16 protein-coding genes and 3 pseudogenes are annotated in these 19,858 nt (G+C 44.5%); 10 read left to right on the top strand and 9 right to left on the bottom strand.

Annotation, left to right across the window (positions count from 1 at the left end; genetic code table 11):
* Window positions 1-7 precede the first annotated feature (7 nt).
* From rsxC to ACFFUV_RS01350, 6 genes are all read left to right on the top strand, one after another.
* Window positions 8-2,845 (top strand): electron transport complex subunit RsxC, encoded by a 2,838-nt coding sequence (rsxC, locus tag ACFFUV_RS01375; RefSeq protein ID WP_390189126.1) that lies wholly within the window; start codon window positions 8-10, stop codon window positions 2,843-2,845.
* On the top strand, window positions 2,845-3,891 hold the full coding sequence (rsxD, locus tag ACFFUV_RS01370) for an electron transport complex subunit RsxD (RefSeq protein WP_390189125.1): 1,047 nt from the start codon (window positions 2,845-2,847) through the stop codon (window positions 3,889-3,891). Before rsxC ends, rsxD begins: the two co-directional genes overlap by 1 nt.
* A 3-nt stretch (window positions 3,892-3,894) precedes the next feature.
* Window positions 3,895-4,530, top strand: a complete 636-nt coding sequence (gene rsxG / locus ACFFUV_RS01365; protein WP_390189124.1) for an electron transport complex subunit RsxG — start codon at window positions 3,895-3,897, stop codon at window positions 4,528-4,530.
* Window positions 4,523-5,212: an electron transport complex subunit E gene (locus ACFFUV_RS01360; protein ID WP_390189123.1), complete on the top strand. Its 690-nt coding sequence runs from the start codon at window positions 4,523-4,525 to the stop codon at window positions 5,210-5,212. The genes rsxG and ACFFUV_RS01360 overlap by 8 nt, the downstream gene beginning before the upstream one ends.
* A 43-nt stretch (window positions 5,213-5,255) precedes the next feature.
* The gene (nth, locus tag ACFFUV_RS01355) at window positions 5,256-5,906 is read left to right on the top strand and encodes an endonuclease III (protein ID WP_390189122.1); all 651 of its coding nucleotides are present in this window, start codon (window positions 5,256-5,258) and stop codon (window positions 5,904-5,906) included.
* A 561-nt stretch (window positions 5,907-6,467) separates the two neighbouring features.
* Window positions 6,468-6,959, top strand: a complete 492-nt coding sequence (locus ACFFUV_RS01350; RefSeq protein ID WP_390189121.1) for a dsDNA nuclease domain-containing protein — start codon at window positions 6,468-6,470, stop codon at window positions 6,957-6,959.
* Window positions 6,960-7,199: 240 nt separating this feature from the next.
* On the opposite strand, the gene ACFFUV_RS01345 is transcribed toward ACFFUV_RS01350, so the two are convergent.
* The 3 genes from ACFFUV_RS01345 to ACFFUV_RS01335 form a co-directional block, all read right to left on the bottom strand.
* Window positions 7,200-8,237, bottom strand: coding sequence for an IS110 family RNA-guided transposase (locus ACFFUV_RS01345; RefSeq protein ID WP_390189120.1), 1,038 nt, complete (start codon window positions 8,235-8,237; stop codon window positions 7,200-7,202).
* Window positions 8,238-8,399: 162 nt separating this feature from the next.
* Window positions 8,400-8,774 carry a hypothetical protein gene (locus tag ACFFUV_RS01340; RefSeq protein WP_390189119.1) on the bottom strand — a complete coding sequence of 125 codons (375 nt, stop codon included), beginning with the start codon at window positions 8,772-8,774 and terminating at the stop codon, window positions 8,400-8,402.
* A 241-nt stretch (window positions 8,775-9,015) separates the two neighbouring features.
* Entirely contained in the window at window positions 9,016-9,702 is a 687-nt protein-coding gene (locus ACFFUV_RS01335; RefSeq protein WP_390189118.1) for a hypothetical protein, read from the bottom strand.
* A gap of 437 nt (window positions 9,703-10,139) precedes the next feature.
* Between ACFFUV_RS01335 and ACFFUV_RS01330 the strand changes: the two genes are divergently transcribed.
* Window positions 10,140-10,721 (top strand): DUF2913 family protein, encoded by a 582-nt coding sequence (locus ACFFUV_RS01330; RefSeq protein WP_390189117.1) that lies wholly within the window; start codon window positions 10,140-10,142, stop codon window positions 10,719-10,721.
* Between the two features lie 203 nt (window positions 10,722-10,924).
* Here the strand turns inward: ACFFUV_RS01330 and ACFFUV_RS01325 are convergent, their stop codons facing one another.
* Together ACFFUV_RS01325 and ACFFUV_RS01320 are read right to left on the bottom strand one after the other, a co-directional pair.
* Complete coding sequence (locus ACFFUV_RS01325; RefSeq protein ID WP_051154347.1) at window positions 10,925-11,551, bottom strand: LysE/ArgO family amino acid transporter; 627 nt, start codon at window positions 11,549-11,551, stop codon at window positions 10,925-10,927.
* Between the two features lies 1 nt (window position 11,552).
* Entirely contained in the window at window positions 11,553-12,257 is a 705-nt protein-coding gene (locus ACFFUV_RS01320) for a B3/B4 domain-containing protein (protein ID WP_020431997.1), read from the bottom strand.
* Between the two features lie 45 nt (window positions 12,258-12,302).
* Between ACFFUV_RS01320 and ACFFUV_RS01315 the strand changes: the two genes are divergently transcribed.
* The 3 genes and pseudogenes from ACFFUV_RS01315 to ACFFUV_RS01305 all read left to right on the top strand — a co-directional run bounded on the left by ACFFUV_RS01315 (window position 12,303) and on the right by ACFFUV_RS01305 (window position 15,787).
* Window positions 12,303-12,905 (top strand): helix-turn-helix domain-containing protein, encoded by a 603-nt coding sequence (locus tag ACFFUV_RS01315; protein ID WP_020431999.1) that lies wholly within the window; start codon window positions 12,303-12,305, stop codon window positions 12,903-12,905.
* A 224-nt stretch (window positions 12,906-13,129) separates the two neighbouring features.
* A complete protein-coding gene (locus tag ACFFUV_RS01310) occupies window positions 13,130-14,689 on the top strand; it encodes a methyl-accepting chemotaxis protein (RefSeq protein ID WP_390189116.1) in 1,560 nt (519 codons plus the stop codon).
* A 333-nt stretch (window positions 14,690-15,022) separates the two neighbouring features.
* Window positions 15,023-15,787 (top strand): annotated as a pseudogene (locus tag ACFFUV_RS01305) (IS5 family transposase).
* A gap of 274 nt (window positions 15,788-16,061) precedes the next feature.
* Here the strand turns inward: ACFFUV_RS01305 and ACFFUV_RS01300 are convergent.
* The 4 genes and pseudogenes from ACFFUV_RS01300 to betA all read right to left on the bottom strand — a co-directional run bounded on the left by ACFFUV_RS01300 (window position 16,062) and on the right by betA (window position 19,837).
* Entirely contained in the window at window positions 16,062-16,784 is a 723-nt protein-coding gene (locus ACFFUV_RS01300; protein ID WP_323243694.1) for an NYN domain-containing protein, read from the bottom strand.
* Window positions 16,785-16,942: 158 nt separating this feature from the next.
* Window positions 16,943-17,158: pseudogene (locus tag ACFFUV_RS01295) on the bottom strand (tyrosine-type recombinase/integrase); the annotation flags it as partial.
* Between the two features lie 6 nt (window positions 17,159-17,164).
* Window positions 17,165-18,076, bottom strand: a pseudogene (locus tag ACFFUV_RS01290) (IS630 family transposase); the annotation flags it as partial.
* 96 nt (window positions 18,077-18,172) lie between these two features.
* On the bottom strand, window positions 18,173-19,837 hold the full coding sequence (betA, locus tag ACFFUV_RS01285; RefSeq protein ID WP_390189115.1) for a choline dehydrogenase: 1,665 nt from the start codon (window positions 19,835-19,837) through the stop codon (window positions 18,173-18,175).
* Between the last annotated feature and the right edge of the window lie 21 nt (window positions 19,838-19,858).

The raw sequence follows: 19,858 nt of genomic DNA, 5'->3' as shown, positions 1-19,858 counted from the left end.
GACTGGTATGCTGTCATTAATCGAACAAATTAAAAATGGCGCTCTGTGGGATTTCCCTGGCGGCGTGCATCCACCAGAAAATAAAACTCAATCGACATCCACCCATTTAGCATGGGCAAGTATTCCACAAGAAATTGTCTTGCCGATAAAACAGCATATTGGTAAACCCGGTATCTTGTTGGTTGCTGTTGGTGACGAAGTCAAAAAAGGCCAACCGCTCACTCGTTATGACACCAACTTCAGCGTGCCCGTTCATGCACCAACGTCTGGTGTGATTACCGCTATTGAAAATCGAACCACCGCTCACCCTTCTGGGCTGCGCGATATGTGCGTCGTGATTAAACCCGATTTCAAAGATACTTGGATTGAACGTTCACCCGTCACTTCTCTGGATGACCATACTCCGGATGAATTGATTGAAATGATTCGTCAAGCCGGTGTTTCCGGGATGGGCGGAGCCGGCTTTCCGACAGGACGAAAAGTTCAGTCAGGTCTCTCACGCGTCGAGATGTTGATTGTGAACGCTGCAGAATGTGAGCCTTACATTACCGCCGATGATGCCTTAATGCGCGAGCACGCCGAAGAGATTGTGGCTGGTATCGAAGTCGTAGAGCACATTCTAAAACCAAAGCTCACCATTATTGGCATTGAGGACAATAAACCACAAGCCATCGAAGCATTAGAGCGCGCGACCGAAAATAAAGACATAGTGATTCGTGTCGTGCCGACGAAATACCCTTCTGGGGGGGCAAAGCAGCTCATTAAGCTTTTAACGAATAAAGAAATCCCTTCCGGCCAGCACTCTGCAGATATCGGTATGGTGGTGTTAAATGTTGGCACACTGCAAGCCATTAAAGCGGCCATTTATGATGGCGAACCATCAATTCGCCGTGTCGTCACATTAACTGGTAACACCTTTAAGCAGCCACGCAATGTATGGGCACTGATCGGGACTTCAGTACAAGACCTCTTGGATGAATTCGGTTACCAGCCGGACAAAAAGCTGCCGCGACTGATCATGGGCGGCCCGATGATGGGCTTTACTTTGCCGCACGCAAATGTGCCCATTACGAAAATTTCGAACTGTATTTTAGCGCCAACGCGAAAAGAAATTGCTCCAGCCCGACACGAGATGGCCTGTATTCGTTGCGGTGATTGTGCAGAGGTTTGCCCTGCTTCGTTGTTACCACAACAGTTGCAGTGGTACGCCAAAGCGCAAGACTACGACAAGTGTGAAGAACTTGATCTTAAAGATTGTATTGAATGCGGGGCGTGCGCTTACGTTTGCCCAAGTGAAATACCGTTGGTGCAATATTACCGTCAAGCCAAAGCAGAAATTCGCGCTCAAAAATGGGAAGCGGAAGCGGCAGAGCGAGCTCGTCAACGCTTTGAAGAGAAAAAAGCGCGCATGGAGCGCGATAAAGCCGAGCGTGAAAACCGTTTCAAGAAAGCGGCAGAAGATCGTCGTAAAGAGATGAAGTCGTCTTCTGGCGACGACGCCATTGCAGCCGCGATCGCACGAGTTAAATCTCAGAAAGCGACATCGACAGACGGTGAACCTCAAGTTAAGCCTGCTGTCGCAGCGGCAATAGCCAAGGCCAAAGCCAAACAAGCAGAAGCCTTGCAGCAAGGAAAAGAGCAGCCAGATAATAGCGAAATGGCAAAACTTCGTGAAGAGCGTAAACGTCAAGCACGCGAGCGTAAAGCCGAGCAACAATCGCCCGAAAGCAATGAGGCCAATGAGAACAAGAAAGATGCGGTAGCCGCAGCCGTTGAGCGTGCTAAAGCTCGGAAGGCTGCCCAACAAGCCACACCTTCATCGTCAGAGCAAGCGCAAACTAGCGATGGTAATGAGACGAAAAAAGCCGCGGTTTCTGCTGCAGTGGAACGCGCTAAGGCCCGAAAAGCAGCGCAGAAACACGCGAAGGAAGAGACGTCCGTGGTTCAACAAGATGACGCAGACGATCCCAAAAAAGTCGCCATCGCAGCAGCAGTAGAACGAGCAAAAGCGCGCAAAGCTGACCAACTGGAGAAATCAGAAGCTTCATTGGTTGAAGATAACGCTGAACCTGCTGATTCGAAACAAGCCGCTGTCGCCGCAGCCGTCGAGCGAGCCAAAGCTCGCAAAGCTGCGCAGCAAGCGCAAAGTGCTGACTCAACCGATGATGACAACGACGAGCCTGCTGACCCGAAAAAAGCCGCTGTCGCCGCCGCCGTTGAGCGAGCCAAAGCACGTAAAGCTGCGCAGCAAGCGCAAAGTACTGACTCAACCGATGACGACAACGCCGAGCCTGCTGACCCGAAAAAAGCCGCTGTTGCCGCAGCCGTCGAGCGAGCCAAAGCACGTAAAGCCGCGCAGCAAGCGCAAAATGCTAATTCAACCGATGATGACAACGACGATCCTGCTGACCCGAAAAAGGCCGCTGTCGCCGCAGCCGTCGAGCGAGCTAAAGCACGTAAAGCCGCGCAGCATGCTCAAAGTGCTGCTGACTCAACCGATGACGACAACGCCGAGCCTGCTGACCCAAAAAAAGCCGCTGTCGCCGCGGCCGTAGAGCGAGCCAAAGCACGTAAAGCTGCGCAGCAAGCGCAAAGTACTGACTCAACCGATGAAGACAACGCCGAGCCTGCTGACCCGAAAAAGGCCGCTGTCGCCGCGGCCGTTGAACGAGCCAAAGCACGCAAAGCCGCGCAACAAGCGCAAAGTGCTGCTGACTCAACCGATGATGACAACGCCGAGCCTGCTGACCCGAAAAAAGCCGCTGTCGCCGCAGCCGTCGAGCGAGCCAAAGCACGTAAGCTCGCGAAGCAACAACAAGATAATAAGATTGAGGAGAACAAATAGTGGCTTTTTTTATCGCCAGCTCCCCCCATACTCACAGCCGTCGAAGTACACCTGATTTGATGAAATGGGTAGCGCTTTGCGCACTGCCCGGCTTAGCAACTCAGACCTACTTTTTTGGTTGGGGCACGATTATTCAGCTACTGTTTGCCATTGTCCTTGCCTTTAGCTTAGAAGGTATCGTGATGTTGGTGCGCAAACGCCACCCGATGTCTGCGCTTAGGGACAACAGTGCCTTGGTCACTGCATGGTTATTAGCGGTATCGATACCCCCTTTGTCACCATGGTGGATTGTCACTATTGGCTTGGTGTTTGCCATCGTCATCGCCAAACACTTATACGGTGGCATGGGGCAAAATCTATTTAATCCGGCGATGGTCGCCTACGTGGTGTTACTCATTTCGTTCCCGGTCCAAATGACCAGCTGGATTGCGCCATCAACGCTGCAGCCAGCCACAATTTCAATAGGTGATTCATTTGCACTGATCTTTAGTGGCTTTAACTTGGATGGCCTATCGTTGCAACAAGTGCGTACTGGTATTGATGGCGTGACCATGGCGACTCCGCTGGATGCATTTAAAACCGGGCTTCGAGCTGGGCAAACGAGTCAGGAGGTCTTATCACACTCGCAGTTTTCTGGCCTCGCGGGTGTCGGTTGGGAATGGGTTAATATTGCCTACCTTTTAGGAGGGCTACTGATGCTCAGACTGCGGATTATCGCTTGGCATATCCCAGCAGCGTTTTTAGTTAGCCTCGTGGTGTTCAGTGGTGCCTTTTTCTTGTTTACGCCCGGTGAAACCGCCTCTCCGGTTTTGCACTTATTTTCAGGTGCTACCATGTTAGGCGCCTTCTTTATCGCGACCGACCCTGTGTCGGCATCAACTACGGTCAAAGGTCGTTTAGTATTTGGTGCTATGATCGGGGCCCTCGTGTTTATCATTCGCAGTTGGGGCGGGTTCCCTGATGGCGTCGCATTTGCCGTACTACTCGCCAACATGTGTGTACCTATGATTGATTACTATACAAAGCCTCGAACTTACGGACACTAAGTGATGTTAAAAGCGATTAAAAAAAATGGTCTGACTTTGGCGCTATTTGCTTGCGCTTCCACTGGGCTCGTGGCAATCACTAACGCGCTCACAGAGGACCAAATCGACCAACAGCAAAAAGCCCAGCTCAAATCGGTTCTCAATCAAGTCATTTCGCCGCGCATGCATGATAATGATTTAGCAAATGCGTGTACTCTCGTCACGCACCCTTCTCTCGGGAGCGATAAGCCAATGCCCGTCTATATCGCCACGCTCGATGGCCAACCGAGCGCGGTGGCCATCGAGTCGGTGGCACCTGATGGCTATAACGGCGCAATCCAATTAATTACTGGAATAACCGCAGATGGCACAGTGTCAGGCACTCGTGTTCTCGCTCATGCCGAAACACCCGGGCTTGGTGATAAAATTGATCTTCGGGTCAGCGACTGGATTTTGAGCTTTACCGGAAAAACCGTGACACCGGAAAACGAATCAAGTTGGAAAGTACGTAAAGACGGCGGACAGTTTGATCAATTTACTGGCGCAACGATAACGCCTCGCGCAGTGGTAAAAGCCGTAAAACACACCGTTGAATATGTGAATAGTCACTGGCAAACCATTGTTAACCAACCTCAAACATGTGGAGGTTCCAATGAGTGAACATAAAGTGTTAATGAAAAATGGCATGTGGGATAACAACCCTGCCCTCGTTCAGTTGCTGGGGTTGTGCCCACTGCTTGCGGTGTCATCAACCGTTACCAATGCCTTAGGCCTTGGTATTGCAACGATGCTCGTGCTTGTTGGATCAAACGTTATCGTCTCATTAGTTCGAGATTATGTACCTAAAGAAGTGCGTATCCCTGTGTTTGTGATGATCATCGCCGCACTGGTAACCTGTGTTCAACTATTGATGAATGCTTATGCCCATGGCTTGTACCTCTCTTTGGGGATCTTTATTCCTCTGATCGTAACGAACTGTATCATCATTGGTCGCGCTGAAGCTTACGCATCAAAAAATGCCCCGCTTCCTTCTGCAATAGATGGATTTTGGATGGGACTTGGCATGACCAGTGTTCTGGTCGTCCTTGGGGCGATGCGTGAAATTCTTGGTCAAGGTACCCTATTTGACGGTGCTGACCTATTGCTGGGCGATTGGGCGACCGCTTTGCGCATTGAAGTCTTCCATTTTGATACCAGCTTTTTACTTGCGCTTATGCCACCTGGCGCTTTTATTGGTGTTGGATTGTTAATCGCATTGAAAAACATTATTGATAAATACATTGCAGCTCGCCAACCAAAACAAGAAAAACCGAACATCGAACGGGTTCGCGTGACCAACTAATGGCGAAATTTGATTAAACATATTTACGGAAGCTTTGTGACTCATGAACAATACCAAACGCGTTCAAATATTGGAGCGACTGAGGGAAAATAACCCGAACCCACAAACTGAACTGAATTGGAGTTCACCCTTTGAGCTCTTAATTGCGGTTTTGTTGTCGGCACAAGCCACAGATGTTAGTGTCAATAAAACGACGGATAAACTCTACCCTGTTGCGAACACACCACAATCTATTTTGGACTTGGGTGTCGATGGGGTTAAAGAGTACATCAAGACTATTGGATTATTTAATTCTAAAGCTGAAAACGTCATTAAGACCTGCAAAATTTTGGTTGAACAGCACGGTGGTGAAGTCCCTGAAAACCGCGAAGCTTTGGAAGCGCTTCCTGGGGTTGGTCGTAAGACCGCCAATGTGGTACTGAACACAGCCTTTGGCTGGCCGACCATTGCCGTCGATACGCATATTTATCGCGTATCTAATCGCACTAAGTTCGCGATGGGCAAAACCGTAGACGACGTTGAAGCAAAACTGCTAAAAGTCGTCCCTAAAGAGTTTAAACTCGATGTACACCACTGGTTGATTCTTCATGGCCGCTATACTTGCGTGGCACGTAAACCCCGCTGTGGTAGCTGTATTATTGAAGACTTGTGCGAGTACAAAGATTTTCCAGATAAGCCCAAGAAACGCAAATAGTTGTCAATGTAAAAATTATAAACATCCATTAGCATAGTTGAGTCTATCAATTTAACTGCCAGCAAAATACACATTACTTGCTTACGTTGTAAGAATAGAAGTTTTAGTCTGGTAACTCAACTAGCTCAATTCATAAGACACCAAATTCTAGTATTATTAAACCTTAGTAATTTGCATATCCATTTAGTTACAGCGATAAAGAAATCAGAAATGGAATTCGTCTAAAAATAAAATAGCATTTTTAGATAGTTCTACTGGAGCGGCCCAACCGTTTTAGCATTCGTAGACCAGAATAAATAGTAAGTAAGACAGAATCGCTCGGTGATCACATGAACTAGAACTGCCCTCTATGAAGGTTCGGGACATAATGAGTTAGCTTACTCGCTTTACACAACAGTTTCAGATAAGAAAATAAACCTAAAGTCCAAGAAATACCCCAAAGACTCGTTTCAGTTTTGAAGAGGTGAGTTTGAAATTCATGAACTAGTTCAGATGGATAGAATGATTTAGAAATATATTGTATGTTAAAAGTACAAATCACTTTTAGTTGGTTTAGATCATATGGCAGACAATCCACTCGCAGAAACTCAACGAGAATCCGCAGGGGCAAGTACCTTTGGTAAATATAATTTCCAATTTCATTGGGCGTTATGCGAAATCATTGAAAAGCACAAGAACAAGAAAGAGTATGCATTGCTAATTGAGCATCATGAGGATGTTGTAATTGCTGATAGCCTAGATGCAGAGGAAGCTCAATTTGAATTTTATCAAGTAAAAAACCAGAAGGCTAAGTATACGCCTGCTTCACTGACCAACAGACAAAAAGGAGCCAATGATACTCTTAAGAACTCGGTTCTCGGTAAGTTACTTAGCTCTTGCATCAATACAACATATGAAGACCGAATTACAACTATTGGATTGGTCTCCTCAAGCGGGTTTAGCCTAAACCTTGATAAAGGGTTGAAGCTGGACGTGATCAAGGTTGGAGACATTGCCGCAAGTGATTTGGCAAGTTTGACTCAAGATATTAGTTGTCATTGTTCACCTCGTTAGTGATTGTACTCACTTAACTCGGTGTCCAAAACTTATGTGGACTCCCCGTTGTCAACAGTAAAAATTATAATATGAAATAAATGCGCACTTATGTACGAGCTCTCGAAGAGTAGCGAACTCAGGCTCTATGATATTTACGCGAACTAGTTGCAACTCTGCTAGACGAGCTAGAAGCTCTTGTTTTGGACCTGCATAACCAGTTGATTTTTATCATATATGCATTTCACTGTTTTGACACTTTTAAGCTGATACAGGATCCGCTTTGTATTCCGAACCTTGGGTAAGCAAGGCGAAGGCTGTTCTAACATTTTTATTGGCTAAAGCGACTGCTGCACACTTTTTGCCTCGACGCTCAATCAGCGCTTTAAGCCATAGCTCTTTCTTCGTTTTAGCTGCTCTAGTCCCTAAGTGATTGACTATAGACATTGCCCCTGTTATCAATTGACTTCTTAAAATGGTATTCTTTGTTCGGCGACCTATAGACCCCACCTTGGATTTACCTCCCGAGGAGTGTTGTATCGGTGTTAAACCAATACATGCCGCAGCATCTTTCCCTTTTGTGAAAGAGCCGATATCCGCGCAGCCCAGTGCAATGTACAAGTTTATGGCGTTCAGTATTCCGATTCCCTCGATCTTCAGAAGTTTTTTGCAGTCGGGATGAGACTTTATAGATTGCTCAAGGCAGGTATCGTAAGTACTAATAGTTTCAACCAAAGTGAGATACTGTTCTTTAGCTGCACAGAGAGCACCCCTGAACTCCATAGAAAAGCCGTTTTCAGCATCTTCAAGTGTTGATTCAATAACTCGTAATAATCCACCCTTGCGCTTAGACACTTTAATATTGAATTCCGATAGCAAAGCGATAATCTGATTTTTCGCGGCTGTCTTTTGCTTCATGCAAAGCTCTCTCATGCGCATTATGGATTGAAGCTGCTGTTGTTCTACAGATTTTCCAGAAACAAATGCGACATCTGGAAGCAATGAAGCTTGAATAATGGCCAGTGCATCATTCTTATCTGTTTTTTGATTTTGTCTTACTGAAGCAACTAAATTTGGAGAAATAAGTCGGGCATCATGACCTAAAGATGCAGTCCGCTGCTTCCAGTAATTGGAAGTACTACACGCTTCAAATATCACTGTCATTGGCTTGGAGTTAGCTAACCACAAAGCGAATTCATTCGGCGTCATTTCGGTATTGGAACGCACCTTCTTGTTTGCATAGACACAAACTTGAACCACTTTCTTTGCTAAGTCGACACCAACGATAGTTTTCTTCATGCTGAACTCCAGTTTTATGTAGCAAGCTTCGAATTATCTAGCTTACGGTTAGTAAGGAGGGGAGTCCAATTATCTGCTGGGGCGGATCAGTACATAGATGAGTAGGCTTTTTAGTCAAATGAGCAAACAAAAATTAGCTTAAGTATGTAAGCACACGGCTAACTAAGTTTTTGCTTTCTGCTTCACATTCCATAAGAAATGACACGGATTAGCTGTGACTTTTGATTTGTAGTCACTATGCGACTTATAGCCATGTGCCAAAGCGATCCCAGTAGCCAATAAACTAGCACCGCCTGTCAGCACACTTAACCCTAATCCAGCAACAGCAATGCCAGCTTCAGTTAGATGCGTGTTTTTGATGTGCTTCACTTGTGGTGCGATCTGGCTCATTTGAACTTCAAATAGTTCATGCTGCGTGTCTTCGATAATAGCACGTACACGACTCGGATCTGATTCATGCCTAGCTTCACGTAATCCTTTCTCTAGTTCAGAACGGAACGATTGGAATGCTTCACCATCATTGTTTCGAATGGACATTAAATCAGCCGACGATACCTGATCCAGAAATGGTACATCCATTTGAACAGTACAGTTCAAGGTATTTGATTTGATATCAGTGGAATCAATGTTCATATTCAGCATATTGCTTTCAAAAGGATGCTCAGTACCGAACATGCAGCCGAGGTAATCACACAAAGCGATCCGTTTATTCAGGTCGATGTAATGATTTCGGGCTGTTTGATTGACTGATTGATTTACCCACGCATTGAATTCTTCTTTAGTTGGTGGTGGGTGTATCCTTACTCAATGCAATCGTGATTGTTCTTTGCTCTTCGTTGCTTGAAAAAATTTCTGGTGGGAAAAGCGTATATCCCATACCAAAGCCACGCTGCATGCCTTGGAATCGGATGTCTATATGTCGACCTACATGCAAATGTCGCATGACAAGTAGTTTACCATTGTCATTCTGTACGCTTCGAACTAGAGCATTTGTTTTGTATTGCTTTAGTATTGACTCTGGCAATACATCTTTGAAAGCATTATCAGAGTGAAGCAATGGGATAACTTCTGTCTTACTTTCTAACTCGAATGTCACTGGATACAGCTTAACGTAACCGCCAGCAACCAGCGGGCGTAAGTCAATTAATTTAGATGCTGCTTGGGCTAGTTTTTTACGATCAATGTTCGGGGTTGCTGCCATACCCATAAATAGCTGGAAGTTCTCTGATACTTTCGAGCGAAAGTCAGTTAGTTCAAAGATCGGATCAGCCACAACGGCTTCTTCTAAGTACAGTGCTGCTTGTTTTAGATGCGAAGTACGAGACATAGTATCGGTTGCCATGCAGCTAACAGAGCCATTGCTTGCCTTAACGGTTTCCCGCACTTCTGGCAGCGCTTTTAGGCAATATTCGCGATAATCGCGCAGCTCTTTCTCTAATGCTGCATCTGATATGCCACGGTACATTCGTGTAACCAATGTACCATCTAAAAGCAGTGAATCATTAAGGTAATCATATGTGTAGCTTCCCATCTGTTCCTATCCACTTTACTAAAGACAAGAGTATTCTATCTGGTGACAATAACTAAGCAATTGATTTGGATGTGCAAACTACGAAAAACGAAGGGCTCAGAGCTTGCGTTTGCCTATCTATTAGTTCAGGTATCACAAAATCTTTTCTTGCTGACTAGCTCTTACATCGGTTCAAAATCACTTTGGGGCAGATCTGAGCTAGCCAAATCAGCTAGCTCGAAGATGGACAATTATCATTTTCGGAAAATCGAACATTAGCAATTCATGAATAACACTATGTATGGGAAACTACTACCGAACTCATTATTACGGTTGATTTAAAACGCCGAGCCCCCATATTCTTAAAATCCACCCACAACGCTACCTTGGCTATGCAAATCAAACGAGACTTTGACTACTACCACAACCTTCACAACGTCATTACCCACGCCCTGCTTCATTTGCTGTGTCAGGTTTCCGCATCTTCCCGTTTTGTTCCAGTAACATCACGCAATGACATACTGATAAAGTACCTTAAGCCAAAGCTCAACGATAAGTCGTTATCGAATATCAAAAAAGACATCAAACTGATGCTCAGCGTAGCAAGAAAAAAAGGTGGGAACCTAGAAATGAAACTGCATCAACTTAATTCACAGTCGAAGCATACAAAACTCGTCGGTGCTGAAAAGCTTTATAACCTACTCGTACACCTTTATGACGTAGAGGGGATCGAATCAAGACTGTTTGAGGAGGGTAGTGAAGCGGAGCCTGGGATTCTTTATATGCTAGAGGAACAAGTCGAACACGGTTTTGACCAAGACCACAATCAAGTCACCCCGTTATCGATGCTTATCCAACTAGAGCGAGCACCAGAACTTATCAATTCTATTAATGCTCACGGCCTATTTCTTGCTGAAATGAAAGAGTGGAACACCGAGATACATCAAGCCCACATCTTAGTACACCCTGCTTAAAAAAGCTGGCTAGCGATCATTTAAACCCTCCAATCATTCTATCTTCCATAAGCTGGCTTCACCAGCTGGATCGAAGTTGGACAGAAATGATTTAGAGCATTTACTTAAATTAGCAAAGGACGAATAACTTCTGGTATGGAAACTCAGTGTCCAATCTAACAGGAGCAATTTAGTTAATAGAAATGCAGCTTCATCGCGACGCTCTATATGTATTGGCTTAACAAAGGTGCTGCCAGCTTCAATGCAATACCACACATGATGCATGAAATCGCAGAATCTAAAATTCGCCATGTTCTTGGCTTACTAAAAAGTGGGATCAACTTGTTAGCCAAATACACTAATCCATAAAACCAGCCCCCTGATGCGATCAGTGCCCCTATAACAAACAATAGTTTTTCATCAGGTTCCATTTGAGCAGTCACGCCCCCGAGTATCACCACCGTATCCAGATATACATGTGGATTTAAAAAAGTGATAGCCATCGCCATTAAAACGACTTTTAACCAACTCTGGGCAATGTCCGAATTTTCCAACTCTAGGTGACTTGAACCTTTCCAAGCTGATTTTGCAGATTGGTAGCCATACCAGAAAAGAAATACTACGCCGCCAAGAGTCAAAAGGTCTTTCCATAATGGTGCTTTATAGAGCAGTGTCCCTATACCCAGTACACCAGTACTTATCAGTAGAATGTCACCAAGAAAGCAAATAGTAGCAACGGACAGTGCGTATTGCTTTTTTAATCCGCACTTTAATAGAAACGCATTTTGGCTACCGATTGCGACAATCAAACTTCCTGAAACAACGGCACCAGTTAACAAAGTATTTATCACATCAAACCTCAATCGATTTTGAAGCAAATACTAACGATTGTTCTATCACTGAATCAGGCATGATCACTTGCAAGTGCTTAATCATTTCTTGCCCCGCCTCCTGCAAGTGTTCTAGTGGCATTTCTGGCAAGCTTTCGAGAATAAACCACATGTTACGTGTGTCAGATTCAATTCGGGTTCTGACACCCTGCCTCCAGTTCCATCGACGACAAGTAACGCCTACTTCATCGCGCCAAATTACTTCCCCAACATCAGGGTTTTCAATTGAAACCTCACCATTTTTCATGGTGTCAAAGGATTCAGAGCCATCTGCGATAGTGAGTGTTGGCGTTCCTTGATAACTGTCCATATCTTCACCACCAACGGGTATAGCGTATCGAATACTGATGGCATTATAAATATCGACAATAGGGTCAATGCTCTGCATTCCTCCATCTTTCAGTACTCGTTTTCGCAGTGCCGCAGCGGAGCAAGGAGTTCTATTTGGTTTAGCGCCAAATTGACGAAAAACATCGCCCCACGCATTGATGTGTGATTCTGCCCATGAATGGTCATTCTCAATGACGGAAGTACACGCTTCTTGCAGAACCTGTTTTGCGTACTCTGGGTTTTGAACTTCCGTTCCTTTAACGGATATGCTCAATGCTTTGAACTCTGGTGCAATATGGGAAATGCGAGCATCGATTGACGGCACTATAACAACCATTAGATAATTCCTTCAGTGATTCATTTTTGTGCAAGATACATTATAATGACCAAAAAAGTCAATATATCGACTGATAGTGGTGCTGATGCTGATTTCATAAATCAGGCTGTAGCAGCAAGGATCAAGGAACATAGAAAACATCTCAAACTGTCACTGGATGCCTTGTCAAAAAGAGCAGGCATCAGTAAAGGTATGTTAGTCGAAGTAGAGAAAGGTGCGGCTAACCCTAGCATTTCGACGTTGTGTAAACTGTCTGCTGCCCTTGGGATATCGGTTGCCGATATTGTGAATGTTGCGAGTAATCCAACCGTCAACGTCATTGATAAAGAGGACATTCCAACGCTATGGACTGGCGAGTACGGTGGTAGCGCAAAGCTTCTGGCAGGAACTAGCGGTCCCGATATGATTGAACTATGGCGCTGGGATATGAAGTCATCAGAAATTTTTGAATCATCAGGTCATCCACAAGGTACGTTTGAACTTTTTCATGTTGAGTCTGGAATACTTACTTTGAATATTGATGGGCAAACCATAGAGCTGCTTGAAGGTCAGTCCGCTATAGCTAAAACGGATGTCCCTCACAGCTACTCAAACCAAGCTGATTCGGATTTAGTTTTCACGATGAGTGTTGCAGAGTTACATCGATAAGCTCACTCATTTGGCGGCGAGTTCAAATAAGATTTATTATTCTACAAAAATGAACGTAAAAAATGGTTCATTTTATTAAAGTTATTGCATTTGATGCGGATAATATAACTAAATAGTTAAAACTAGTGTCGCGGGAGAGTGGGTTGGCAAAGAGAGTAATGCCAAGTCATCGGCTTGATTAACCCCGTTGATAGAAATTAATCGCTTGCGTTGAGACAATCATAATGAAAAGAATCATCCTATTAGCCGTTTGTGTCATGTTTGGCATTGCTGTCATGGCGAGTATGGCGTCTACCTATTTTATCTCAAGTCAGAAAATCGATGGTATCATCTTGCACAAATCTCAGGTTCAGGCCGAGTTCTTAGCTCAGAATGCAAGTTACATTTTAGAGAACTCAAACCATCCGACCCAAGATCTTCAAGCGTTAGTTGACCAGTTAAAACAACGCTCAGATGTAAGCTATGCCATTGTAATCGATAGCAATGTTTCAGCTGTCGCACATAGTGATAAACAAAAGCTAAACAAGACGTATGAAGATGACTATACGGTGGCGGGTGCAACCAAAGGTGTGCAGCAATACTCGAAGTGGTACGCGGATGTGCAGCAAGTGTGGGTGTTCGATATCATGGCCCCAATCTATGTGAATGGCCAGCTTTACGGCACGTTCGACATCGGTATTCCAATTACGGAAGTGAGACAAGCAACGAACGGTATTATCAGCTACCAACTTGGTTCAATGATCGTGATTTTTGTACTTTGCGTGCTATTACTTTCACTTCTGTTAAGCCAATTAATGAAGCCGTTATCTGTATTGAAAAATGCACTGCATGATATTTCGCAAGGGGAAGGAGATCTGACTGTTCGTTTGCCAACAAAAGGCAATGATGAAGTGGCTCAGATTTCATCAGCATTTAACGCTTTTGTCGAAAAGGTTCATGGCATTGTTTCGCAAGTGGTGAACACCGCTATTGCATTGAAGGGCTCTGCAACTGCCTTACGTGATCAATCTCAACAGGCTTTGACTCGTGGGCAGGAGCAAAACGAGCAAACCATGCTGGTGGTGACGTCAATGAATGAAATGATTGCAACAGTTAACGAGATTGCATCGAACGCAGCAGGTGCAGCGAGCGCGGCAAGTACTGCAACGGATGAAACGCAAGAAGGCTACAAGACGCTGAAAAAGACCACTTCGGCAATCACAAACCTTGCAACCGAGATGAACGGCACGTCGAGCATCATTGTAAGTTTAGCAGATAATACTCAATCGATCGGTTCAATCCTTGAGGTGATTCGAGGTATCTCAGAACAGACCAACTTGTTGGCACTTAATGCTGCAATTGAGGCCGCTCGTGCTGGTGACGCAGGTCGTGGTTTTGCAGTGGTAGCTGACGAAGTGCGTAACCTTGCGACGAAAACTGCGCAGTCAACCGATGAGATTGACCTGATGATCAAACGCTTGCAAGACGAAGCGCAAAATGCCGTGAATTCGATGGGGGCCAGTAAAGCTCTGATCGTAGAAGGAACAACGGAGACGGAACGGGCGCAAGAAGCACTAGAAGCGATTTCTAAACATGTAATGACCATTCTGGATATCAATACTCAGGTTGCAACGGCAACAGAACAGCAATCGACGGTGGCTAACGAAATCAATATGAACATGGATATGGTGAGCAACTCAGTGAAGCTCGGTCTAAATGCAAGTGAGCAATTACAACAATCGAGCCAACAACTGGCTGAGCTCTCGCAAACGCTTGATCATTATGTTGGCTCGTTCAAAATCTAACCTACAACAAGAGTGCAAAAGGTGACTATCGAGTCACTTTTTTTTGTTTTCAGCCCTAAACCAGCTACTAAAGTAGATGGTTATCATCCACTTTAGCTGGCCTGTAAAGCTACTCACGCTAAATGCGTCTTTGATTTTTCCAGAAGTTAAGGAGGACAAATAATATGAGTAGATACAATCAAGGTTCCCACGTATTTTGGGGGCTTTGTTGCGTAATTCGAGGGAACTAAATCAGAAGGTTGCGATCTGATCGGGGCTTTGTTGCTTAAATCGATGGAACTAAATCTAGAAGCTACGATCTGATCGGCTACACCCATCAATCGTCGTAGCCTCATGCCTAAACCTCGTTACAAAACAACTAACTGGAAACAGTACAACAAAGCCTTAATCAACCGTGGTTCTCTGACCTTTTGGATTGATGAGGAAACGATAGCTGAGTGGAAACAAAACAAACAAGGCAAGCGTGGTAGACCTCGTCGATTCAGCGACTTAGCCATTACTACAGCACTGATGGTAAAACGCGTTTTCTCTATGCCGTTGAGAGCGCTACAAGGTTTATGGCGAGGGTGAATGGAAGGTCAAGAAGCATGGTGCTGATGGGAAGCGCAGAGTCTGGCGTAAACTGCATATTGCAGTAGATACAAGCACTCACGAAATAGTCGCAGCAGAGCTGAGTTTATCTAACGTAACCGATGCCGAAGTGCTCCCCAACTTACTCAAGCAAACGCGTCGTAAAATAATTGAAATATCAGGTGATGGTGCTTATGACACAAGGAATTGTCATGATGCGATAAGGATTAAGCAAGCGGTTGCGCTTATCCCACCACGAGAAGGGGCTGCATTCTGGGAACAAGGGCACCCTCGTAATTTAGTAGTAGGTTGTCAAAAGCTCTACGGCTCCAACAAGAAATGGAAAAAGCGGTATGGCTATCATAAGCGCTCACTATCAAGACAGCAATGTACCGAGTAAAACAGCTGCTAGGTGGGAAATTAAGCCTAAGAAATTACAATGCTCAGGTTGGCGAGACTTACGCTATGATCAAAGCGCTGAACAAGCTTACAGGACTTGGTATGCCTGAAACTCAGTATATTGCTTAATAACTGAACAACTTTGGACTGCCATGTCTTACAACCGAATTAAGCAACAAAGCCACCTCGTGCTGCTATCCACTGGGAAATATCAGTACGAAGTTACCTTAAGAGAATCAAGCGTTAATGCTTACTGAATAGCCACCAATATAGTGGCTACTTCTAGTATGACCAAAAGTATGTCAAATCACCGCTAAGTAAAATAATATATCAACTAGGCGTAACTCCGAATGGGGCAATTTTGAGTTACCCAATTGCCGTATAACGTCAGCGAAGCTGCAAATCATTTTTGTTTGCTAGCCTTTGTTATCAGCTGAAACTCCATACCAGAGCGTTTAGTGTTACGTGTTCTATAGCGCGTTGGATATTTATCAAAAAAGTCAGATAACTTCTTCAAACCGTAGTTTCGAGGGTCAAAATCTGGCTTCAATCTTTTTAAATATTTGCCAATTTCACCTAGTTTTGCCCAACCCGATTCATCTCTATAGTTCTGCCAAGATTGATGCATTAATCGCCATAGTTCGCGTTCTGCGTCTTGATTAGAGCTTGATTGTGCCTCCTCAAGATCAACATCAGCGTTTAAGTTCTCTATTGCAACAAAGTCGTCACAAGCGTTTTTAAAAGAAGTCGGAGTCATCGCTTTTCCAACACCGATAACGTGTATCTCTGACTCTCTTAACCTCGTAGCAAGACTTGTAAAGTCACTATCACTGGATATCAAAGCAAAAGCATCAAACCGTTGACTGTATAAGAGATCCATTGCATCAATAATCATTAAAGAATCTGTGGAGTTTTTTCCAGATGTATAGGCAAATTGCTGTTTGGCTTGAATAGCTAACTCATTTAAAGGCTGCTTCCAGTTTTTTAGTTGCTCAGCAGAAAAATCACCATATGCACGTTTAACGATGATCTGCCCAAAACTAGAAAGCTCTTCAATAATCAGGTTTAGCTTTGAGTGCGGAGTGTTTTCTGAATCAATTAATACAGCGATTTTTCTGTTACCCATAATCCGTGCGTGACCATCCTTTATGTAGTTAGTTGCACTATATCGGCATTAGTAATATTTGTTCAAATGAGATTGTTCAGAAATGATAAGAGTAACAATTCTAAACAGGAAAGGGGCACAGGCTTTTCAGAAGAAAAGCCTGTAACAGCTCCTGCCTGTCAGCAGTCTGTTTTCTCAGAAAGCCTCAGAGCGTCTTCTAGCTCAACGCCAAGGTATCGAATTGTGTTATCTAGCTTCGAATGTCCAAGTAAGATCTGTACGGCCCTGATGTTTTTCGTTCTGGCATAGATTAAAGTAGCTTTAGTACGGCGCATGGAATGAGTGCCGTAATAGTCAGCATTCAATCCCAGTTTTTCAGCCCAGTTTCTGATAATTGAACGGTAGAATGAGTTCCTCGACTTCTCATTCATTACTTTCCAAAGCCGCTCTATTGGATTGAGGTTTGGGCTGTAAGGTGGAAGATAATGCAGCTCGATATTAAGGACAAATGCCGCATCTCTGACCAAGTCACTACGGTGATATCCCGCACCATCTAAAATGATATGAAGCTTATGAGCTAACGGATAACTCTCTCTTAACTTACAGAAAAAGCGAACTATCGTTTCACTGTTAATGCTCTCATAATCATCAATAATAGTAGCTCCGATATCTGACAGGTTCAGTGCGCCAAGAATGTTCAATCGACTGCGATTTCCCGTTGTTTCAATCACTTTATCTTGACCAGTTCGTATCCAGCCATGAGATATTTTTGTTGATAGGGTTGGGTGAACAGCATCGATAAAGACTATCGATTCATCCTCGTCACAACTTGCCTTTAGCGCTTCGTAAGCATCTATCAAAGCTTGTTGTTTTGCTTCATCAAACTTATGTGGAACGCCTTTCGGTTGCTTGTAGCTAAAACCGTTATGGTGAAGCCATTTGTTCATACCAGAGACAGTGTAATCAAGTCCAAAAGTCTCTTTAACGTAGGCGACAATTTGATGAGTATGAGGATAGGTTCTCTCAGTCAAATGCTCGATTAGGTGCATGGTTTGAGTTGCAGAAAGCTTGCTTTGACTTCCGCCATTTTCAGGCTTAAGTTTTTCAGAAAGAACGTAGTCGCTAAGGTGACGTGCAACGGTGGATTCATGAATCCGAAGAGCTTGTGAAATCATGGTCTGACTCCAGCCTTCAGAAGCCAGCAAAACAGCCTTAATACGGTCGCAAACTCGACTATCACGTTCAATATCGTGCATTTGTTCGAGTTGCAGTTTCTGTTGAGGAGTCAGTGTAATTTTCATGGTTCGTAGCATGATCCTGATTCTAAAAAAAATCAAGCATCTTCAATGATCACGGGTATAAGGTAATTTTGGATGCTTATTTCTGCAATAAGTTTGCCTGTCTACACGCTATACAGTGGCAGCCTTTTTCTCTGGTACATGCTGATAAAACTCAGCGTCCATGGCTGGCTCAATATAGTTACCCAGAATAATATCTGCCGCTTTTTCCGCGATCATCATCGTTGGCGCATATAAGTTACCGTTAGTGATAGCCGGGAAGATAGATGCATCAACAACACGTAAGTTTTTCACTCCATGAACTTTTAGTTCGGCATCGACCACGGCCATATCATCATAACCCATCTTACAGGTACAACTTGGGTGGTAAGCACTTTCACCATCACGGGCAACAAAGTCCAGAATTTCTTCGTCGGTTTGAACAGACGGCCCCGGAGCCAGTTCTTCACCACGTAAATCATCAAATGCTGGCTGTTCAATAATGTTACGTGTACAGCGAATCGCCTCAACCCATTCTTTACGCTCTTGTTCCGTCGACAGATAGTTGAACAGAATGGCTGGTTTCTGCTCCGGATCATTCGACTTAATTTTCACATGACCACGTACGTCGGTATTCATTGGACCTACGTGTAACTGGAAGCCATGCCCATCACGTGGCGCGCTACCGTCATAACGGATTGCCAACGGTAAGAAATGGTATTGTAGGTTTGGATAAAGAACTTCATCATTACCGCGAATAAAACCGCCCGCTTCGAAATGGTTTGTTGCGGCATTCCCCTTACGACGGAACAACCAATCAAAGCCAATTTTAGGTTGGTTATACCATTTTAAGGCCGGGTAAAGACTGACTGGCTTTTTACATGTGTACTGAACATAAAGCTCAAGGTGATCCTGTAGGTTTTCGCCCACACCTGGCAAGTGATGAACAGGGTTAATGCCTAACGCTTTGAGTTCTTCTGAATTACCGACACCTGACAGTTGCAGTAGTTTTGGCGAGTTAATCGCGCCACCACAGGAAATGATTTCCTTGCCATAAACGGTGCGAGTTTTCTTGCGACGTTTGAACTCAACACCCACCGCTGTTTTACCGTCAAAGATAATACGATTAGCAGTTGCACCCGTCAGTACCGTTAAGTTCTTACGGTTTTTGACTGGATGTAGATAAGCACGGGCGGCGCTTAAGCGACGACCACGATAAATGTTTTGGTCGAACGCACTAAAACCTTCTTGTTGATAGCCGTTTACATCATCAGTGAGAGGATAACCAGCTTCCTGAGCCGCTTTAAAAAACGCATCAAACAGCGGGTTGTCGCAAGCTGCAGTGGATATTGATAGCGGACCATTATCACCGTGGTATTTATCTGCACCTTTCAGGCGAGTCTCGAACTTGCGGAAGTACGGTAGGCAGTGCTTGTAGTCCCAGTTTTCAAGGCCTTCATTGCTTCCCCACTTTTCATAATCCATCGCATTACCACGGATATAAATCATACCGTTGATACAGCTGCTTCCGCCCAGCACTTTACCTCTTGGTTGCGCTATTTTACGGTTCTGCATATGCGGTTCAGGCTCTGATTCGTACAACCAATTATAGGTACCATCGGTAAGCAAATAAGTAAGCGCTGCTGGCATGTGGATACGAAAGTCTAAGCGATGATCTGGCCGTCCCGCTTCCAATACCAATACCTTATTTGCAGGATTAGCACTCAGTCGGTTCGCCAATACACAACCTGCTGAACCTCCACCCACGATGATATAATCGTAATTCTGTTCCGCCATTTATTTACCTCTGTTACTTAA

The sequence above is a fragment of the Vibrio olivae genome, assembly GCF_042428525.1.
GTDB lineage: Bacteria > Pseudomonadota > Gammaproteobacteria > Enterobacterales > Vibrionaceae > Vibrio > Vibrio olivae.
Note: the sequence above shows the minus strand (reverse complement) of the source record. Positions and strands in the feature narration are given on the sequence as shown.

Coding starts and splice junctions, on each gene's coding strand:
- rsxC (WP_390189126.1), top strand. CDS start 8: ATGCTGTCATTAATCGAACAAATTAAAAATGGCGCTCTGTGGGATTTC.
- rsxG (WP_390189124.1), top strand. CDS start 3,895: ATGTTAAAAGCGATTAAAAAAAATGGTCTGACTTTGGCGCTATTTGCT.
- ACFFUV_RS01360 (WP_390189123.1), top strand. CDS start 4,523: ATGAGTGAACATAAAGTGTTAATGAAAAATGGCATGTGGGATAACAAC.
- nth (WP_390189122.1), top strand. CDS start 5,256: ATGAACAATACCAAACGCGTTCAAATATTGGAGCGACTGAGGGAAAAT.
- ACFFUV_RS01350 (WP_390189121.1), top strand. CDS start 6,468: ATGGCAGACAATCCACTCGCAGAAACTCAACGAGAATCCGCAGGGGCA.
- ACFFUV_RS01345 (WP_390189120.1), bottom strand. CDS start 8,237: ATGAAGAAAACTATCGTTGGTGTCGACTTAGCAAAGAAAGTGGTTCAA.
- ACFFUV_RS01340 (WP_390189119.1), bottom strand. CDS start 8,774: ATGTCCATTCGAAACAATGATGGTGAAGCATTCCAATCGTTCCGTTCT.
- ACFFUV_RS01335 (WP_390189118.1), bottom strand. CDS start 9,702: ATGTACCGTGGCATATCAGATGCAGCATTAGAGAAAGAGCTGCGCGAT.
- ACFFUV_RS01330 (WP_390189117.1), top strand. CDS start 10,140: ATGCAAATCAAACGAGACTTTGACTACTACCACAACCTTCACAACGTC.
- ACFFUV_RS01320 (WP_020431997.1), bottom strand. CDS start 12,257: ATGGTTGTTATAGTGCCGTCAATCGATGCTCGCATTTCCCATATTGCA.
- ACFFUV_RS01315 (WP_020431999.1), top strand. CDS start 12,303: ATGACCAAAAAAGTCAATATATCGACTGATAGTGGTGCTGATGCTGAT.
- ACFFUV_RS01310 (WP_390189116.1), top strand. CDS start 13,130: ATGAAAAGAATCATCCTATTAGCCGTTTGTGTCATGTTTGGCATTGCT.
- ACFFUV_RS01300 (WP_323243694.1), bottom strand. CDS start 16,784: ATGGGTAACAGAAAAATCGCTGTATTAATTGATTCAGAAAACACTCCG.
- betA (WP_390189115.1), bottom strand. CDS start 19,837: ATGGCGGAACAGAATTACGATTATATCATCGTGGGTGGAGGTTCAGCA.